Genomic DNA, 18,363 nt, shown 5'->3' with positions numbered 1-18,363 from the left:
GAAGCCGCCAAGCCTCCGCTTGCCCGACATGTTTACTTCGTTTCGTCAGCCTTGTGCTCGACAGTGCGGGACGTCGACGTTGACGTCGTCTGCGCAGAGGTTTCGTCCTCGTCGCTCATGCCCTTTTTGAAGCTCTTGATGCCCTTGGCGACGTCACCCATCAGCTCCGGGATCTTTCCACGGCCGAACAACAAAAGCGCGATGGCCAGGACGATGAGCCAGTGCCATATGCTTAGAGAACCCATTGCGATAACTCCCGATTTCAATGTCCTCACGATGTAAGACGTTTACGTTTGTTTTTCAAACAACAAAATGCGCTGCATCCACGCAGATGGGGATGACAAACGTCGCGAGCAGCGAGCGCGCGTCTCCAGGTCGGGAGGGTGGTTTCATATTCGCATCTACTGATGGCAAAAGAGAGACCTGCCGCCATCTTTTGAAAGGAGCGGCCAATATTGCGATGACGATGCGCGAAGAGGCTCAGTCGCCTGAGGATTCGCCGCTGGGCGGCAGCAGGCCCAGTTCTTCCAGATCCATCTGCGTGATCGGATCTTCGTCTTCCGTGAGCTCGTCGCTCATCAAGGGTGACGGTATGCTGAAGTTGGCCGGAATGCGGCCAGACAGCAGCCCTGCCCCCTTCAATTCCTCGATTCCCGGCAGATCGCGGAGTTCTTCCAGGCCAAAATGATCGAGAAAATCCCTTGTGGTGCCAAGCGTGACCGGTCGGCCGGGCGTACGACGGCGGCCACGGAAACGAACCCAGCCTGACTCCATCAGCACATCGAGCGTGCCCTTGGAGGTCTGCACGCCTCTGATGTCTTCGATTTCGGCACGCGTCACCGGCTGGTGATAGGCGATGATGGCCAGAACTTCCAGCGCGGCACGCGAGAGCTTCCGAACTTCGCTTTCATCACGCCGGATCACAAATGAGAGATCGGCCGCCGTTCGAAAGGCCCAGGCACCATCGATCTGCACGAGATTGACGCCGCGCATGGCATAATCCGCCTTGAGTTTCCGCATGATAGCAGCAACATCGATGTCCTTCGCGACACGTTCAGCGATGAACGCCTCGGAAACGGGCTGTGCTGACGCGAAAACTAGAGCTTCGGCGATGCGCTCAGCCTCGCTGGCGCGGCGATCGTCAGCCTCCGAGACCGCGGCCTCGTGCTCGTTGTCGTGCTGATCGTCATGCGGCTCGGTCACGCTCGTATCCCCGCCCTATTCCGCAGCTTCAAGCGAGGAATGTTTCGGACCGCGCCGCATGTAGAGCGGCTGAAATGCGCCTTCCTGGCGAATTTCCATCTGGCCTTCGCGAACGAGTTCGAGCGACGCAGCAAAAGCGCTGGCTATGGCCGTAACGCGATCGCTTGAGCTTGTCATATAGCGCAGCAAATAATGTTCCAAAGCCGTCCAATCGGTGATTTCGCCGATCATCCGGTCCAGGATCACGCGGGCATCGGCCAGCGACCAGACGCGGCGTTTCTCGATCGTCACCTGCGTGATCGCGTGTCGCTGCCGCAGGCTCGCATAGGCGGTGAGCAAGTCGTAAAGGCTGGCATCGAAGGCGGACTGGCGCCGATCCGGAATATGCTCGGGCGCGCCGCGGACGAAGATATCGCGACCCAGTCGATTGCGGTTGACGAGGTTCGCTGCCGCATCGCGCATCGCTTCAAGGCGCTTCAGGCGGAAAGCGAGCGTTGCCGCCATTTCCTCGCCGGTCGGGCCTTCTTCCTTGCTTTGCTGCGGAATAAGCAGCTTGGATTTCAGATAGGCAAGCCATGCGGCCATCACGAGATAGTCAGCGGCAAGTTCGATGCGAATGCGCCGGGCATCATCGACGAAGGAAAGATACTGCTCGGCAAGCGCGAGCACCGAAATTCTGGATAGATCGACCTTCTGCGTGCGGGCGAGATGCAGCAACAGGTCAAGCGGCCCTTCGAAGCCGGCGATATCTACGACCAGAGCCGGCTCGTGCGAGCCGCGCTGCGTCTCGCCCTCCTGCCAGATCCTGTCCATCGGCGTTGCCGCCTGCTGAGGCTTTTCCGTGCCGCCTACCTTGTTCACCCGTCAGCTCCTCCGAGTCCGGTTCACGCCACTGCAAACATCGCATCGAATTCTGCGCGAACGGCAGCTTCGTCAGACCCATCATTCTTGCCGAACGCCGCTTCGACCGCCTTAGCTCTTGCCAGCGATGCACCCGCCAGCGCAGGAACATTGCGAACTACCTGCTGCATCTCGTCCATAACGCCATTGCAATGCAGCACGATATCGCATCCGCCAGCAATGATATTCGCAGCGCGCTCGCCGATCGTGCCCTTCAAGGCATTCATCGAGGTATCGTCGGACAGAAGCAGCCCATCGAAGCCGATATAGCCACGGATAATCTCTTCGACCACCTTGCGCGACGTTGTGGCAGGGTTGCTCGGATCGATGTCGGTGAAGACCACATGGCACGTCATCGCCATCAATTCGTCCTTCAACGCGACGAACGGGGCAAAATCATGAGCCTCAAGCTCCGCACGCGGCACGGAAACCACGGGCAGTTCGTGATGCGAATCGGCAAAACCACGGCCGTGGCCAGGCATATGCTTCATGACGGGCAGCACACCACCGGCTTTCAAGCCTTCGGCCGCCGCGCGGCCCATCTCCGTCACCGTCACCGGATCGGAGCCATAGGCCCGATTGCCGATGACATTGCTTGACCCCTCCACCGGAACATCCAACACCGGCAGGCAATCGACATTGATGCCGAATTTCAGCAAATCGAAAGCGTGCAGCCGCGACATCAGCCAAGCGGCGCGCAGTCCGCGCTCGCGGTCCTGACGATAGATGTCGCCCAAAGCCTGCCCGGAGGGGTAATGCTGAATGATCGGCGGGCGGATGCGCTGCACCCTGCCGCCTTCCTGATCGATGAAAACAGGCGCATCGCGGCCAACGCTATCGCGCAAGGACGCAACGAGGTCGGCGATCTGCGCCGGCTCGGAGATATTGCGTCCAAACAGGATGAAACCCCAAGGTTGCTCTGCCTGATAGAAGGAGCGTTCTTCGGGTGTGATGGCATGGCCGCTACAGCCAAGGATCATGGATTTCGATTCGGTCATCCCCGAATCATAGAGACTGGCGACGCGAAACGCGAGTGAGGTCAAGCAAGATACACAAAAACAGCGTTATCGGCCTGATATTGCGGGTTCAAGAGCCGTGGCCTGCCCCCGAGGCGGGCTTACGTCCGCCGCGGCGGGATATGATAGACGACAGATTGATATTTGGGATCGCTTCTGCGTGCCCTCACCTCGCCGCCATATGTTTCGGCGATACGCCTGCTGGCGACATTCTCTTCGGCGACCGGATATTCGAAGTGACGGACGGGGAGCGATCCGCTTGCCCATCCGATCACCGCGCCGATCAATTCGCGGCCAAGACCTTTTCCATGCACATCGCTGCGGAGCCAAATCCCGAGCTCAGGCGTATCGGAGCGGGCTGCATGCACACCGACGATGCCGAGGAAGCGATTGTCATTGCAAGAACGGGCAACGAAATGAAACTCCGTTCCATCCCGTGCCGCATCCAGCCATGCTCGCCAGACCTTTTCGAAATCGCCCGGCGTGGATGGCGGCTCCCAGGCCATGAAGCGCGTGATTGCCGGCGACATGCAAGCAAAGATATCCGGCGCGTCGCCGGGCGCAAAAGGCCTGAGGATCGTGCGCTGGGTCGATAGATGCATGTCCGGCCTCTTTATCGGGCATTCCACGCCCGGATATGCGGGCAAAGATCCCACAAAAGCAAATCCGCCCGCAGCCTGATCGCTGCGAGCGGATTGTTTCGTTCGACTTTGGGCCGCGCTGCCAGCCCAGCTCTTTACTTCGAGATCAGGCAGGTGCCGCCAGCGGCACGGTAACGCTCACAAATCGCCGCAGCTTCATCCTTCGTGCCGGCAACGACGCGGACACGGTAGTAGGTGCCCTTGCCTGCGATGTCGGCCTTGCGGATCTCAAGCGGATGGTTGCCGATGATGTTGGCAAACTTGACCTTGAGGTTCGCCTGCGACTTCTGCGCATCGGCTTCGGTCGGCAGGGATGCGATCTGCACCCCGTAGGCGCCACCGCTCGCCGCAGCGGTCGCGACCGGAGCCGCCGCTGCAACCTGCTTCGGCTGCTGAGGCTTCGGCTGGGCATCCGGTGCCGGAGCAGCGGTGCTTGCCTTGGCGGTTTCAGGGCGAGCCGTCGGAACCGGATTGGTCTTGACGACGCGGATCGGCGTGCTTTCGGCGCTTGCTGCGTCGCCATTGTCGGGCTGTGCTGCAGGCTGGGTATTGGCTGCCGCCGGACGTGCACCAGTCGAAGCAACCTGATTGTTCGTTGCAGCAGGCGCCGTCTTGGCAGCCGTCGCCGGAGCAAGCGCAGGTTCGTCACGCGGAACCAGCGAACCGTCCGGCTTCACGATCATCGTCCGCACCTTGCGCGGCGACACGGCGGGAACCTGATCGTCGCCATTGGCGGCAACATTGGCATTGCCGCCATTTTGGTTCGGCAACAGACGCGGGTCCGAGGTCTCGCCAACGGCAGTCGGCGTTACCTGATCTCCGCTACCATCGTCGGGAGAGATGGATTCGGGGATTAGCGTCTTCTGAACGACATCGACGGGCTGCTCATTGGAGGAAACCAGTTCCTTCTGCTTCGGCGCAGCAGTGCTGTCACCAGCCACACGGTCATAAACGGCCTTGTCCTGATTCGGGACAACCGTGCCGCCCGGATTTTCCGGAGCCACCTTCACCGGATCCGCATCGGCAGTGATGACGCGCGGCTCGCCGGAGAAATTGGAGATCGGCGCGCCATGGCGCACCCAGCTATAGGCACCGTAGCCGCCTGCACCGAGCGCGACGATAACGGCAGCAGCCGTCACCATGCCACGCACGGAACGGCCCGTGCGACGGCTTCCCGCTGCCGGGTTCAGCGTCATACGGGCGACGTTCTCGACCGGAGTGGATGCTTCGCGATAGCTGCGGCGGAAATCCTCTTCCAGCGCACGCTCGAATTCATCGAACTCTTCGATCGGCTGTTTGGCGACCGCTGCAGCCGGCTGGGCGGCTGTGTTCTTCGACCAGGAAGCAGCCGCCGCGACGCCGACACCCAGCGCTGCAGCAGCGGCAGGCTTGAATGGCTCGGGTGCGGTTTCCTTTGCGGGCGCGCCGAGAAGGCTCGCCATCTCCGAATCGATGTCGAAATCATACTCGGGCGGAACGGCGATCGGTTCTTCCGGCTCGATCGCGGGCAGATGCGGAACGTGCGAACCCTCGAAAGTTTCAACCCGCTCTTCCGTCTCGGAAATCTCCGTCGGGTCGAAGGGCAGAGCCTGATCGGCTTCAAAGACAGGCGCTGCATGCTGCGACACGGGTGCGGCGACGGGCGCTACTGGAACCGGCTGTGGCGTAACTGCGGCAATTGCCGGAGCAGAGAGCGTCGGTGCGGCACGGGAGACCAGCGGCTCGACGAACGGAGCAGCCTGGGTCGGCTGCCGGGAAGCCGGCTTCTCAGCCTCTGCGAAGTCAAGCTCGGCGAGCTCCATTTCGATATCGGCCAGATCGAATTCAAAATCCTGATCTGCGAACGGATCCTCGACGCCGAAGGTGATCGGCTTAGGATCTTCATGGCGCGGCGCGGGCGCTACCGGCGCGGCCGGATATTCGGTGGCGGTTACACCGAAGTTCCCGAAAGCAGGCTCGTTTTTCGTGACGGCCGCATTCGACTTCGCCGGAACCGGATAACGATCAACATCCGCCAACAGGGCATCGATCTCAGCCGAAAGAGCTGCGGCATCGACCTGCGCCGACTTCGGCGGCTCCGGCATCCGGGCAACGGCAGGAGCAGGCTGGGGCGCGATTGCCGCCTGCGGCTGGTATGCGGGCTCGGCTGCCTGAGGCGACCCGAAATCGATAGCCATCTCGTCGAGCATCGCGTCGACGGGAGTAGCGCTTTGCGGCGGAGCAACCGGGGAAACCGCAGCCGGCGCCGGCTGTTCGCGCTGCGTCTGGGCAGATGCCAGCGTGAAATTGGCGAGAGGCAGCCGGACCGTGGCGGCTGCAGACTGGGGTATCTTGGCGACCGGCGATGCGGGCGGCTGGATCGGCGCAGCCTTTGGCTCCAACTGAGAAACCTGCTGCAACGCCGGAGCAATCGACATCTCCAGCTCTTCGATCAGATCGCGGGCGCCCATAATCGGCCTTGCCGGAGCCGCTGGCTGCGGCATCTCTTCGAAGGTGGGCTCGGCCCGTACCGGTTCGGCAGGCCGCGAAGCCGGGGCCGGAACAGGATCGACCGGAGCAACCTGGGCCGACGGAGCCGAGGTGTCATTTGCCGGATTCATGCGAGGCGTATCGTAACGCTCGAACTCGCGAAGAAGCTCGTCTTCGAGATTGAAGGCGGGCTCCTGACGCTGAGAAGCAGGAGCCGCCTGAGCAGCGGGGCGCGGCTCGAAACCCACGATTCGGGCAAGTTCCGCGAGCGGATCATCCTCCGCAAAGAACCCGTCGTTTCCGCTTGCGCGATACGCCAACTGTTTTTCTGCCATCACCCGTTCCACTCGCAAACGCTACAGTTAAATGCCAGTGCAATGTGGGTAAATGGTGACGTTTATCGCATTTCATCCGGCGCTGCGGTCCCGGTTATACCGAGACCCGACTTCAAAACCGACGCGACAGCGTACACCAGCCCAAGTCTGGCAATGCTCAATTCTCGGTTCTTATCGTTAACAAATCGTAATTCAGGTAAATCTTTACCTTTATTCCAGTGTCCATGGAAGGAACTAGCCAGATCATAAAGGTAAAACGCGATGCGATGCGGCTCCTGCGACTGTGCCGCAGCTTCGATGATTCGCGGGAACTCCGCAACCTTGGCGATCAGCTGTAGCTCCGCCGGGTCGGAGATCGTGCCTATGACCGCCTTTGAGAGATCGAGTGAGGCGATATCGAGATCCGGGAACGCTTCCTTGGCCTGGCGGAAGACCGACATGCAGCGGGCATGCGCATATTGCACGTAGAAGACCGGATTGTCCTTGGACTGCTCGGTCACCTTCGCAAAATCGAAATCCAGCGGTTCGGAACTCTTCCGGTACAGCATCATGAAGCGGACCGAATCGCGGCCGACTTCATCGACAACCTCACGCAGGGTGACGAAATCGCCTGAACGCTTGGACATCTTTACGGGTTCGCCGTCGCGGAAGAGCTTGACGAGCTGGCAGAGCAGCACGGTCAGCTTTGCCTCCCCGTCCGACACGCCGCGCGCCACGGCCTCGAGCCGCTTGACGTAGCCGCCATGGTCCGCACCGAGAATATAGATCATCTCGTTGAAACCACGGTCGAACTTGTTCTTGAAGTAGGCGACGTCGGCGGCGAAATAGGTATAGGAGCCGTCCGACTTGATCAGCGGACGATCGATATCGTCGCCAACTTCCGTCGAGCGGAAGAGCGTCTGTTCGCGATCCTCCCAATCCTCCGGCAACTGCCCCTTCGGCGGCGGCAGCGCGCCCTTGTAGACATAGCCCTTGAAGGTCAGGTCGTTGATCGCAGTCCGGATCAGGGCTGCGCCGTTGGCGTGCAGCGTGCGTTCGGAAAAGAAGACGTCATGGTGAACGTTCAAGGCTTCCAGATCCTCGCGGATCATCGCCATCATCGCGTCGATCGCCCGTTCCTTGATGATCGGGAGCCATTGATCCTCCGGCATGCCGCGCAGCTTGGTGCCGAACTCCTTGGCAAGCGCTTCGCCGACCGGAACCAGATAGTCGCCCGGATAAAGGCCTGCCGGAATTTCGCCGACCTGCTCGCCGAGCGCTTCGCGATAGCGAATGAAGACCGACCGTGCCAACACGTCGATCTGCGAGCCGGCATCGTTGATGTAATATTCCTTGGTGACCGCATAGCCGGCAAAGGCGAGCAGGTTCGCCAGCGCATCGCCGACAACGGCGCCACGGCAATGGCCGACATGCATCGGACCGGTTGGATTGGCCGATACATATTCGACGTTGACCTTCTGGCCGTCGCCGAGAGCGGAACGTCCGAATTTCTCGCCCTCGGAGATCATCGTCGACAGCAGGCGCTGCCAGTAGCCGACCGCAAGGCGGATATTGATAAAGCCCGGACCGGCGACCGAAATCTCGGCGACGTCGGCGTCCTCCTTCAGCTTGGCGACGATAATTTCGGCAAGCGCACGCGGGTTCATTCCCAGCGGCTTGGACAGAACCATGGCCGCGTTGGTGGCGACATCGCCGTGACTGGCATCTCGCGGTGGCTCCACGCCAACGCGCCCGAAATCAAGTTCCGATCGCTTTTCTCTTACAATATCAATTTGTTCGAGAGCGCTCTTAATTCTTACTTCGAAATCGGTGAAAAGGTTCATGTTCTGATCCACGCATAGCTTGGGCGGGCCGGTGTCGGCCCAACGCCGCGCTGCCTACCGCAAATCGGGAGTCTGGTCAAACAGCCGCTTGTGGGCGCTAATGGCGTAAGTGTCCGTCATACCGGCCAGATAGTCGCCCACATGCCGTGCCTTGGCCGCAACGGCAAGCCCGGCGATATGGTCGACCCAGTAGTGGCTCTGCATCTCCTTGGGGTTGTCCATATAGGCCTGGAACAGATCCGTGACGATCTGCGCGGCACCGGCGCGGATGCGCATGATGTCCGGGTGACGATAGATGCGCTTGAACAACATCTGTTTGATCTGCTTGTCGGTTTCGGCCATCGCGGGCGAGAAGGTCGCGGTGACGCGCCCGGCGGCGCGGATGTCGGCAACATTCCCCGGCTTGATTTCGGCAAGTGCCTGCTGCGAAACAGCGATGACGTCCTCGACCATGCGGGTGATCTGCCGGCGCATGATTTCATGGGTGAAACGGCTGGCCTCCAGATGCGGGTAGCGTTCCCTCACCTCCGCCATTAACCCAGAGAGAAACGGCACTTCTTCCAGCATGTCGAAGGTGAGGTAGCCGGACCGCAAGCCATCATCGATATCATGCGTATTGTAGGCGATGTCATCGGCGATCGCCGCAACCTGCGCTTCGAGACTGGCATAAGAGGCGATTTCCAGATCGTGGATTTCACAGTAATCGAGAATAGGCTGCGGCACCGGTCCACGGATGCCCTTGCCGTCTGGCGTCATCAACGGGCCATTGTGCTTGACCAGGCCTTCGAGCGTCTCCCAGGTCAGATTGAGCCCGTCGAAATCGGCATAGCGACGCTCGAGCTTGGTGACGATGCGCAGAGACTGGGCATTGTGATCGAAGCCGCCATAGGGCAGCAACACTTCATGCAGCGCATCCTCGCCGGTGTGACCGAAGGGCGTGTGGCCGAAATCGTGCACCAGCGCCACGCCTTCCGCCAGATCCTCATCCAGCTTCAAGGCACGGGCCAAGGCACGGGCGATCTGCGCCACCTCGATCGTATGCGTCAACCGGGTACGGTAGTGATCGCCATCCTGGGCGATGAATACCTGCGTCTTATGCTTCAGCCGGCGGAAAGCGGTGGTGTGGACGATCCGATCGCGATCGCGCTGAAATTCGGAGCGTGTCGGGCTGCCGCCCTCCTCATAGAGCCTTCCTCGCGACGCCCAAGGATCCGTCGCATAGACCGCCTTTTCGCCATATCCGAAACCCAATGCATGCGTATCAATTGTCATTTTCAATCCATTCCGGCATTTGGCTTCCGCACCTCCTCGGCGCGACAGCCACTCCATTGCAATCGATCGCTCGGGTTGCCGCCAATCCGGGCAAACAGCCGAATCTCGAACATCCCAGCCATTGACGCCGCTCTGCGGCCTTCATACCTATAGACAAGAAAACAGCAAAATGGTGTGGGGCTCAACAACCAAACCAAAGCTGTCACCGGCCTAGCTTTCATGATAAAGGCTATCGATATCAGCCGTTTGAAAGCTAGGCGGCCCATTGGTTCTCTCCGGATCTTGACCCCGGCAGGAGGAAATATGACTGAGACAAGTGTTACCCTATCCGATGCTGCGGCAAAGCGAATCGCCGCCATCGTCGGCGCAGAGGCCGGAAAGCACGCGTTGCGCGTTGCTGTCGAAGGCGGCGGCTGTTCCGGCTTTTCCTATAAGTTCGACTTGGTCGATGGCCCGGAGGATGACGATATCGTCGTAGAAAAAGGCGACGCGACTGTTTTGATCGACCAGCTCTCCCTGGTCTACATGGCCGGTTCCGAGATCGATTTCGTCGACAACCTTCTTGGCCAGTCCTTTCAGATCAAGAATCCGAACGCGGTCGCAAGCTGCGGCTGCGGCACGAGTTTCGCCATCTGACCCCCAGCCCTTTTTCCACAGTTTGATCACCGGCTCGGAGCCTTCGCTCCGGGCCGGTTCTCATATGGGCTGTAGTCAAGTCGATGCGCTGCGGATACAACGGGGCGAAGCAAAGGATGGGCCGCCCATGAAAATCGCCACCTGGAACATCAACGGTGTCAAAGCGCGTATCGAGAACCTCTGCCAGTGGCTGAAGGATTCGAGCCCGGACATCGTTTGCCTGCAGGAAATCAAAACGGTCGACGAAGGCTTTCCGCGGCTGGAGATCGAAGCGCTCGGCTATCATGTCGAGACGCATGGGCAGAAGGGCTTCAACGGCGTTGCGATTCTCTCCAAGACCAAGCCGGACGAAGTGACGCGCGGCCTGCCGGGTGACGACGGCGATGAGCAGGCTCGCTTCATGGAAGCGGTGTTTTCAATCGAAGGGCATGGCGCGCTGCGCATCTGCTGCCTCTACCTGCCGAATGGCAATCCGGTCGATACGGAAAAATACCCCTACAAGCTCGCCTGGATGGAGCGACTGCGGAAATTCGCGGTTGATCGCCTTGCATTGGAGGAGCCTCTTGTGCTTGCCGGCGACTACAACGTCATCCCCGAGCCGCATGATTGCTTCGATCCGAAGGTTTGGGAAAACGATGCACTGTTCCTGCCGCAAACGCGTCAGGCCTTCCGTCAGCTCGAACATCTCGGCTTCACCGATGCGGTGCGAGCAACGACCGATGCCGTCAAGCTCTACTCATTCTGGGATTATCAGGCCGGGGCATGGCCGAAGAACAATGGCATCCGCATCGATCATCTGATGCTGTCGCCGGAAGCTGCCGATCGCCTAACGACAACGGCAATCGAAAAGCATGTGCGCGCCTGGGAAAAGCCTTCGGACCATGTGCCCGTCATCGCGCATCTTAGTTTCGGCAACTAGACCTCAAATCTGACAGGTTCGGGCTCGGCACTATTTACGGCCACTGTGCTGCGCGAGCAGCTCATGTCAGTTCAGTCGGAGCCTGCAACGTCAAGCTGATGCGCCATCGAGACCGCGACACGGCGGTCATTCTCGTTGGCGACAGAGAAAGCCTGCTCCTGGATGTCTTCCATCCAGCCGCAATCCTTCGGCTTACACTTGTCGAGCGCCGCCGTCATGAAGGCCAATCCGCGAATCGACTGTCCTTCCTGGAAAAGAAGATTGCCGAAGACGGCCATAGCCCCAGGATGGCCGCTCTTGCGCGCCTGGTTCAGCCACTTCTTCGCCTGCTGGACATTGGGAGAGCCGCCCTCGCCCGACAGCATCATCTGCGCGAGCTGGAACTGTGCCTCCGGAACGCCGAAGGTCGACGCGACCTGGAAATAAAGCTGGCGAGCCTGGCCGAGATCGACCTTCACCGGGCTGTTGGCAATACCGGTCTTGTAATAGCCTGCAAGAGCAAGCAGCGCATTGATGAAAAAACCGGTATCCTCAGAGCCCGGCTCCACGCCCTGCTGCGCGATCTCGCTATAGATCTTGAAGGCTTCGAAATCGTTCTGTCTGACGCCGTCGCCATCGGCATACATATTGGCAAGAGCCCAGCGCGAGCCTGTATGGCCTTTTTCGGCCGCGTAGCGGTATGCCTCTACCGCTTCTTCCTTTTGCCCGTTCTTGTAGGCCTTGAAGCCGAATTTGAAGAGGTCGAACGGGCCTGATTCCTTGGAGACGCCAGCATTGATATCGAATGCCCGGGCTTGACCTGTCAGCACCACCGCTGTGGCAAGGGACAGGCTGAGCATCATGACTCTCGCTGATATGAACTCGGACTTAAACATAACAGTCGATTTCTTTCGCTCCATTCGGACCCATAACGGCACTTGCATCGCCGCCGTCGGTTTCACGAATGTTTTCCCTGATGGCGCACGAGACCGAAGCGCTCCCGGAAAGGAGGCTTCCTGTGACACTCAACCGAAGCCGTTTGCCACAATTGCGAGCATAGCTTGCAATTGTGTCCAAACCAGCATTCGAGCGGCCGATATCATATCTCACCACCGAACCGACGCTCTCATGAGCATCCCGAAGAGTGAGATCTAACATAGCCGGATTGACGACTTCCCTTGAGAGACAAAGATTCTCCAGCCGCACCGGAAGCCCTGCAGCCCCGATCCCGGATTTTTGCTTATGCCAAAGTGGAAGTTCACCCATCGACCGCTTACGCACTTTCTACAAGGCTTGCCCCTGTGCCCGTGTAATCGCTGCTCCCCATTTGTGGCGGGAAATGGACAAATTGTAATCCCATCACGAGCTTGCAATACGTTGAAATAGAGTGTTGCTAATTCGTCACAAAAAATTTATCGGCGCAGAGATTTTCTTAACCATAAACCGCGCAAACAGACCGTTTTGGTACCTCGGCGAGCAGCGTCCGACAAGGAAACGCTGCGAGACCAGAGAGGGCTCGCAGCGTCGATGGCGATAGTGGGAAGCAGGCGATAAACCTGGTTCAATCCAAGGGGTTATCCTTAGAAGCTGACCTTCATTGAAGTCTGAAGAGCTGCGACCAAGTCATTACCGAAGCTATACGAGACATCATTGCCATACACGACACCGCCGCGCGTGACCGGTCCGGATTTGCCTGATGTCATCAGGCCGAGCGCGCCACCGAAATTGAACTGAACATGGTCCGTCGCCTTATAGGCAAGGCCGGCACCAAGCGTCCAGGTATCGGAGTTCATACCGTAGCCTTCGCTCGTGCCGCGATCCCATGTCAGGCTGACGGCCCCGCTCCATTTGTCATTGAACTTGTGACCGATGCCGCCGGTAATCGTCCAGCCGTCCTGATACAGAAGATCGAGCGACGTCAACTGCGTCCGCTTGTTGCAAGCGATGCTGCTGTTAGCGGTCGGGCAGAGCGAAATGCTTTGCAGAATGCTCCAGTTCGTCCACTTGACCGAGCCGAAGGCAAGCCAATCGGGCGCGATGCCGGTTTGAACCTTCCATTCCAGCGAGTCGGGCGCATCGGCCGATCCGAAGACCGAGGTCACTTTGCCGCCGAAACCACCGGGAACGACCGGAGGAGGCACTTCGGTCAGATCGACGGTGCCCTTGAGGTTGTCGTACTTGACCCGGCTGTTGTAGACGAGGCTGGTACGGAAGGCATATTCCGGAATTTCATAGGCCAGACCAGCGCGCCAGCCCCAGCCGTGGCCGTCGACATCAAGCGAGCCGACGCCGTTGTAAATCGCGGCAACAGGTCCGACCGTCTCATAGACCAAGCGCGACTTGTAACCGCTGACTTCCTGGTAGAAGCCACCGCCGATCACACGGAACTGTCCCGGCCCCATATCGAACTTGTAGGAGCAGGTGGCCGAATAATTGTTCGTGCGCACCTTGGTCTCGATTTCATTGTTGGCGCCGGCCCAATTCTGGCCCTCGTTGAGGTGGCCGCCGAACGGCTGCGAGTAATCAGCCATACAGTCGAGATCATCGGTAATACCAACCTTGAAGGCGATATAGGGTACCGCATAGTTGGACGACGCATCGGCCGAGTGGCTGCGATTGTTCAGATTGCCGTCGTTCGGATAGGTATCCCGAGCATTCTTCACCTTACGATCGGGCATTACGTAGGTGACGCCGGATTCGAAAGCATAGCGTCCTTTATCGAACAGCAGATCGATATCGTAACCGCCGCGATCCAGGCCGCCTGCAAAAGCTGCGCTGGCGAAAGACGAGCCGATGACGAGAGCGGCCGCGCCCCTCAACGCAAGAGAAAATGCCATTGTGTCTCCCCCACTGGTGCATTCATTTATTCGATTGTTGCGACGATCGAATGAATTGGCAATGCGGCCAGGACGAGCAACGACCAAGGAAGTTAGCAATTGATTTACGTAAGAAAGTGAACTCTGCTTCCGGGCGTCTAAAAAATTAGATATATTTTGCTCTTTGAATGACATTTTTACCCCTGCGTAGATTCTCATTCTTCACTGCAACATTTCTGTTACAATCCGACAACAGTTCTGCTTTTCGAAATTGCCTACCAATTTTAGGGGTAATTCATTTCACCTGTGCGAAGCTGGCGGCGACTGATCTCTTGGCGCTCCAAAGTCATTCCGAATCGATCAGCCAAAAAAAGGGGCACGCGGCTCTCACCGCATGCCCCACCAACTATTTAGACTCGTTAGACTTTCGCCGTCAGCCGGCTTCGCTGACCCGCGCCAGGGCCACCTTCAAGCTTGCCTGCTGCCCTTCAAGCTCGCTGAGACGTTCGCGTTCGGCAGCAACGACGTCCGGATTGGCGTTCGCCACGAATTTCTCGTTCGAAAGCTTGCCGACGATGCGGGCGATCTCCTGGTCGTTCTTGCCAATCGCCTTTTCCAGACGGGCTTTTTCGGCTGACAGATCGATGAGGCTGCCAAGCGGAAGGCAGACGGTCGCTTCGCCGACAACAATCTGCGCGGCTCCCTTCGGCGCCGTGTCGGCCAGAGAGATTGTTTCGACACGTGCGAGCCGCTTGATAGCGGCGTCGTGGCGGAACAGGCGCTCGCGCGTCAGGCTGTTGGCATCGACGACGACCAGCGGCGCAGTCGCCGACGGCGGAACGTTCATTTCGGAACGAACCGAGCGGATGCCGGAAACGAGGTCGATCAGCCAATTGATCTCGTCTGCGGCAACATTGTCTGCATAGGACGGTGCAGGCCAATCCGCGTGGCAGATCAGGCCGTCACGTTCTTTGCCCTCACCCGCCGTATGCGCCCAGAGTTCTTCGGTCATGAACGGCATGAACGGATGCAGCAGCTTGTAGGTCTCCTCGAGGACGTAGGCTGCGCAGGCCTGCGACTCTGCCTTTGCATTTTCGTCTTCGCCGCCGAAGATCGGCTTCAGGAGCTCGAGATACCAATCGCAGAACTGATTCCAGATGAAGCGATAAAGCGCGCCGGCTGCGTCGTTGAAGCGGAAGCTTTCAAGCGCTTCGGTCACGTCACGCTCGGCCCGCGCCAGTTCCGTGAGGATCCAGCGGTTAACGGTGAGCTCGGCCGCTTCCGGCACAAAATGCGGATCGCTCTTGGCACCGTTCATTTCGGCAAAGCGCGTGGCGTTCCATAGTTTGGTGCCGAAGTTGCGGTAGCCGGCGATGCGGGCGGGGTCGAGCTTCACGTCGCGGCCCTGCGCAGCCATGACCGCCAGCGTGAAACGCAGCGAATCGGCACCGTACTGGTCGATCAGCTCGAGCGGATCGATGACGTTACCCTTGGACTTCGACATCTTCTGCCCGTTCTTGTCGCGCACCAGAGCGTGGACATAGACCGTGTTGAACGGCTCGACAGGCTCGCCATTCTCGTCCTTCATGAAGTGAAGGCTCATCATCATCATGCGGGCAACCCAGAAGAAGATGATGTCGAAGCCGGTGACGAGGACGTTCGTCGGATAGTAGCGTGCCAATTCCGGCGTCTCATCCGGCCAGCCGAGCGTCGAGAACGGCCAGAGCGCCGACGAGAACCAGGTGTCGAGCACGTCTTCATCGCGCGTCAGGATTTCGCCCGGCTTGAAGTTCTCCAACAGGTCTTCGACATAGGCCTTCATCGGCCCTTCATGCGAAAGGTAATGCTGGATCGCGGCCTGCAGCGCCTCTTCCTCGGTTTTTTCGACAAAGACCTGACCGTCCGGACCGTACCAGGCAGGGATCTGATGACCCCACCACAGCTGACGGGAAACGCACCATGGCTGGATGTTCTCCATCCAGTCGTAATAGGTCTTGTCCCAGCTCTTCGGAACAAGTTTGGTGCGGCCTTCGCGAACCGATGCGATCGCCGGTTCGGCGAGCGTCTTGGCGTCGACATACCACTGTTCCGTCAGGCGCGGCTCGATCGGCACACCGCCGCGGTCGCCATGCGGAACCATGTGCTTGTGCGGCTCGATCTTGTCCAGCAGGCCCGATTCTTCGAAAATGCGGACGATAATCTTGCGCGCCTCGAAGCGATCCTTACCTTCCAGCTCGTCCCAGGCTCCATGCAGGGCCGCAGGATTGTCGAGGCCTTCAAGGAAATCCTCGTTGTCCTTGATGGTGATGGTGGCTTCCGGAGTCAGAATGTTGACAACGCGCAGACCGCGACGCTTGCCGACGTCGAAGTCGTTGAAATCATGCGCAGGCGTCATCTTGACCGCGCCGGTTCCAGCCGTCGGGTCGGGATATTCGTCGGCGACGATCGGAATACGGCGACCGACGATCGGCAGGATGACATGCTTGCCGACGAGCGGCTTGTAGCGTTCGTCCTCCGGGCTAACGGCAACGCCGGTGTCGCCGAGCATGGTTTCGGGACGGGTGGTCGCGACGACGAGATAGTCGCGCGTTTCCCATTCGGTCGGCTTGCCCTCTTCATCAAAGGCGACCGGATGCTGATAGGTGACGCCCGGCTCCAGCGGATAACGCAGGTACCAGAGATTGCCGTTGACCTCGTGCTGCTCGACTTCGATGTCCGAAATCGCCGTCAGCATCTTCGGATCCCAGTTGACCAGCCGCTTGTCGCGATAGATCAAACCTTCCTTGTAGAGCGTAACGAAGACTTCGAGAACGGCCTTGGACAGGCCCTCGTCCATGGTGAAGCGCTCGCGCGACCAGTCGCAGGAAGCACCGAGGCGCTTCAGTTGGTTGAAGATCAAACCGCCGGACTCGTCCTTCCATTCCCAGACTTTCTCGATGAAGGCTTCGCGGCCCATCTTGTGGCGGTCCGGCTGCTGGCGCTCGGCGAGACGACGTTCGACGACCATCTGCGTGGCGATGCCGGCATGGTCCATGCCAGGCTGCCAGAGAACGTCCTTGCCGCGCATGCGCTCGAACCGCACCATGATGTCCTGCAGCGTGTTGTTCAGCGCATGGCCCATGTGCAGCGAACCGGTCACGTTCGGTGGCGGAATGACGATGGTAAAGGTTTCGGCGCCCGGCTTGGCGTTCACACCGGCGCGAAAAGCGTCGGCTTCATCCCATTTTTGGGCGATCTTCGGTTCGACGGCGGCGGAATCATAGGTTTTGTCGAGCATGTTTTGACCGGATCTAGAGGACTGGGTGATGCGGGTTGTAAATAGGATGGCCGTAGGCAAGTCAATAAAAAAGCCGCCCCGGAGCCCGGAGCGGCGGATCGGTTACCCTAAGCTCAGGCTTGTCAGCGGCGCGGGCCGCGGGCCACTCGTTCGATTTCTTCGCGCACGAGGCGCTCGACCAAGGTCGGCAGGTTATCGTCGAGCCACTCCTGCAGCATCGGCCGCAGCATCTCCTGCGCCAGCTCATCGAGCGAGCGGCGCGGACCGCCATCGACGATAGCCGCCAGCTCTTCGAACGAACGGGAGACCTGTGCGCCGGCGGCTTCCGACATCAACGGCGATAACGAAACGGGCTGCGTCGCAGCGAGAGGAGTCTCGGCCTGCTCGAGAACGGGCTCGGCCTCCTGCTTGACGGGTCGGTGTGCATCCGGCGTTTGAAAGACCGGCGTTTCCACCGGAGCTGCGACTTGCGGCGCTTCCGCGACAAGCGGAGCAGCAACGGCTTCACGCGACGCGGTCTCTACGATCGCTCGCTCCAGCTCGACCATTGGCGTTGCTTCGGCCACAGGCGGAGCAACATCGGGAATCATGTTTCGCAGCGGATAATCGACAACCGGCTCGACCCGGACTTCCGCAAGGCGTGCGGCCATGGCCGGCGGCAGCTCGCGCGGCTGGGGCAATTCGCGCCCGGCGCTCAGCATGGCGGCATTCCGCTCGGAAGCGGCACGAACGCGCGCGGCAACATCCGCCAGCGATAGACCGCGGTTCGCGCCTTCCGGCTCAGCGACGGGGACTTGCGAGTTTGCAGCAACGAAACGCGGATCCTGCCCAGCGGCCCGGGCACGATCTGCGGCGGCAAACTCCTCGTCGACAGTCAGCTGAATATCGTCATCACGATCGGCGGCAAAATGGGTTGGCGGCACCGACTTGGCGTTGCCCGGCTCGTTGCTTTCGATGATCCGGCGGATCGACGCCAGGATCTCTTCCATGGACGGTTCACGCACTACATTTGGCTGAGCCATATTCATCCCCGTTTTCCCATATTCAGCGACCGGAAACCCGCGAGGGTGGGTACCC

Annotated in this window: 14 protein-coding genes; 2 read left to right on the top strand and 12 right to left on the bottom strand. The window is 59.6% G+C overall.

The window, feature by feature from the left end; genetic code table 11:
- Positions 1-32: 32 nt before the first annotated feature.
- The 8 genes from GGD46_RS04365 to GGD46_RS04330 all read right to left on the bottom strand — a co-directional run bounded on the left by GGD46_RS04365 (position 33) and on the right by GGD46_RS04330 (position 9,659).
- Positions 33-245 (bottom strand): twin-arginine translocase TatA/TatE family subunit, encoded by a 213-nt coding sequence (locus tag GGD46_RS04365; RefSeq protein ID WP_184702105.1) that lies wholly within the window; start codon positions 243-245, stop codon positions 33-35.
- Positions 246-480: 235 nt separating this feature from the next.
- Complete coding sequence (gene scpB / locus GGD46_RS04360; protein WP_184702103.1) at positions 481-1,203, bottom strand: SMC-Scp complex subunit ScpB; 723 nt, start codon at positions 1,201-1,203, stop codon at positions 481-483.
- Between the two features lie 15 nt (positions 1,204-1,218).
- Entirely contained in the window at positions 1,219-2,064 is an 846-nt protein-coding gene (locus GGD46_RS04355) for a ScpA family protein (protein WP_184702101.1), read from the bottom strand.
- Between the two features lie 23 nt (positions 2,065-2,087).
- Entirely contained in the window at positions 2,088-3,101 is a 1,014-nt protein-coding gene (gene nagZ / locus GGD46_RS04350) for a beta-N-acetylhexosaminidase (RefSeq protein ID WP_184702099.1), read from the bottom strand.
- A 119-nt stretch (positions 3,102-3,220) separates the two neighbouring features.
- Positions 3,221-3,721: a GNAT family N-acetyltransferase gene (locus GGD46_RS04345; RefSeq protein WP_184702097.1), complete on the bottom strand. Its 501-nt coding sequence runs from the start codon at positions 3,719-3,721 to the stop codon at positions 3,221-3,223.
- A gap of 134 nt (positions 3,722-3,855) precedes the next feature.
- Complete coding sequence (locus GGD46_RS04340) at positions 3,856-6,564, bottom strand: SPOR domain-containing protein (RefSeq protein WP_184702095.1); 2,709 nt, start codon at positions 6,562-6,564, stop codon at positions 3,856-3,858.
- Between the two features lie 62 nt (positions 6,565-6,626).
- Positions 6,627-8,387, bottom strand: coding sequence for an arginine--tRNA ligase (gene argS / locus GGD46_RS04335; protein WP_184702093.1), 1,761 nt, complete (start codon positions 8,385-8,387; stop codon positions 6,627-6,629).
- 54 nt (positions 8,388-8,441) lie between these two features.
- A complete protein-coding gene (locus GGD46_RS04330) occupies positions 8,442-9,659 on the bottom strand; it encodes a deoxyguanosinetriphosphate triphosphohydrolase (protein ID WP_184702092.1) in 1,218 nt (405 codons plus the stop codon).
- A 303-nt stretch (positions 9,660-9,962) separates the two neighbouring features.
- Between GGD46_RS04330 and erpA the strand changes: the two genes are divergently transcribed.
- Both erpA and xth read left to right on the top strand, forming a co-directional pair.
- A complete protein-coding gene (erpA, locus tag GGD46_RS04325) occupies positions 9,963-10,295 on the top strand; it encodes an iron-sulfur cluster insertion protein ErpA (RefSeq protein WP_184702090.1) in 333 nt (110 codons plus the stop codon).
- A 127-nt stretch (positions 10,296-10,422) separates the two neighbouring features.
- Entirely contained in the window at positions 10,423-11,214 is a 792-nt protein-coding gene (gene xth / locus GGD46_RS04320) for an exodeoxyribonuclease III (RefSeq protein ID WP_184702088.1), read from the top strand.
- Between the two features lie 71 nt (positions 11,215-11,285).
- Here xth and exoR read toward each other — a convergent pair whose 3' ends face one another.
- The 4 genes from exoR to GGD46_RS04300 all read right to left on the bottom strand — a co-directional run bounded on the left by exoR (position 11,286) and on the right by GGD46_RS04300 (position 18,308).
- Positions 11,286-12,089 (bottom strand): exopolysaccharide production regulator ExoR, encoded by an 804-nt coding sequence (exoR, locus tag GGD46_RS04315; protein WP_184702086.1) that lies wholly within the window; start codon positions 12,087-12,089, stop codon positions 11,286-11,288.
- A gap of 684 nt (positions 12,090-12,773) precedes the next feature.
- Positions 12,774-14,030 (bottom strand): OmpP1/FadL family transporter, encoded by a 1,257-nt coding sequence (locus GGD46_RS04310; RefSeq protein ID WP_184702084.1) that lies wholly within the window; start codon positions 14,028-14,030, stop codon positions 12,774-12,776.
- 412 nt (positions 14,031-14,442) lie between these two features.
- The gene (locus GGD46_RS04305; protein ID WP_184702082.1) at positions 14,443-17,286 is read right to left on the bottom strand and encodes a valine--tRNA ligase; all 2,844 of its coding nucleotides are present in this window, start codon (positions 17,284-17,286) and stop codon (positions 14,443-14,445) included.
- 122 nt (positions 17,287-17,408) lie between these two features.
- Positions 17,409-18,308, bottom strand: coding sequence for a PopZ family protein (locus tag GGD46_RS04300; protein ID WP_184702080.1), 900 nt, complete (start codon positions 18,306-18,308; stop codon positions 17,409-17,411).
- Between the last annotated feature and the right edge of the window lie 55 nt (positions 18,309-18,363).

Source organism: Martinezella lusitana (assembly GCF_014207095.1).
Lineage (GTDB): Bacteria > Pseudomonadota > Alphaproteobacteria > Rhizobiales > Rhizobiaceae > Rhizobium > Rhizobium lusitanum_B.
Note: the sequence above shows the minus strand (reverse complement) of the source record. Positions and strands in the feature narration are given on the sequence as shown.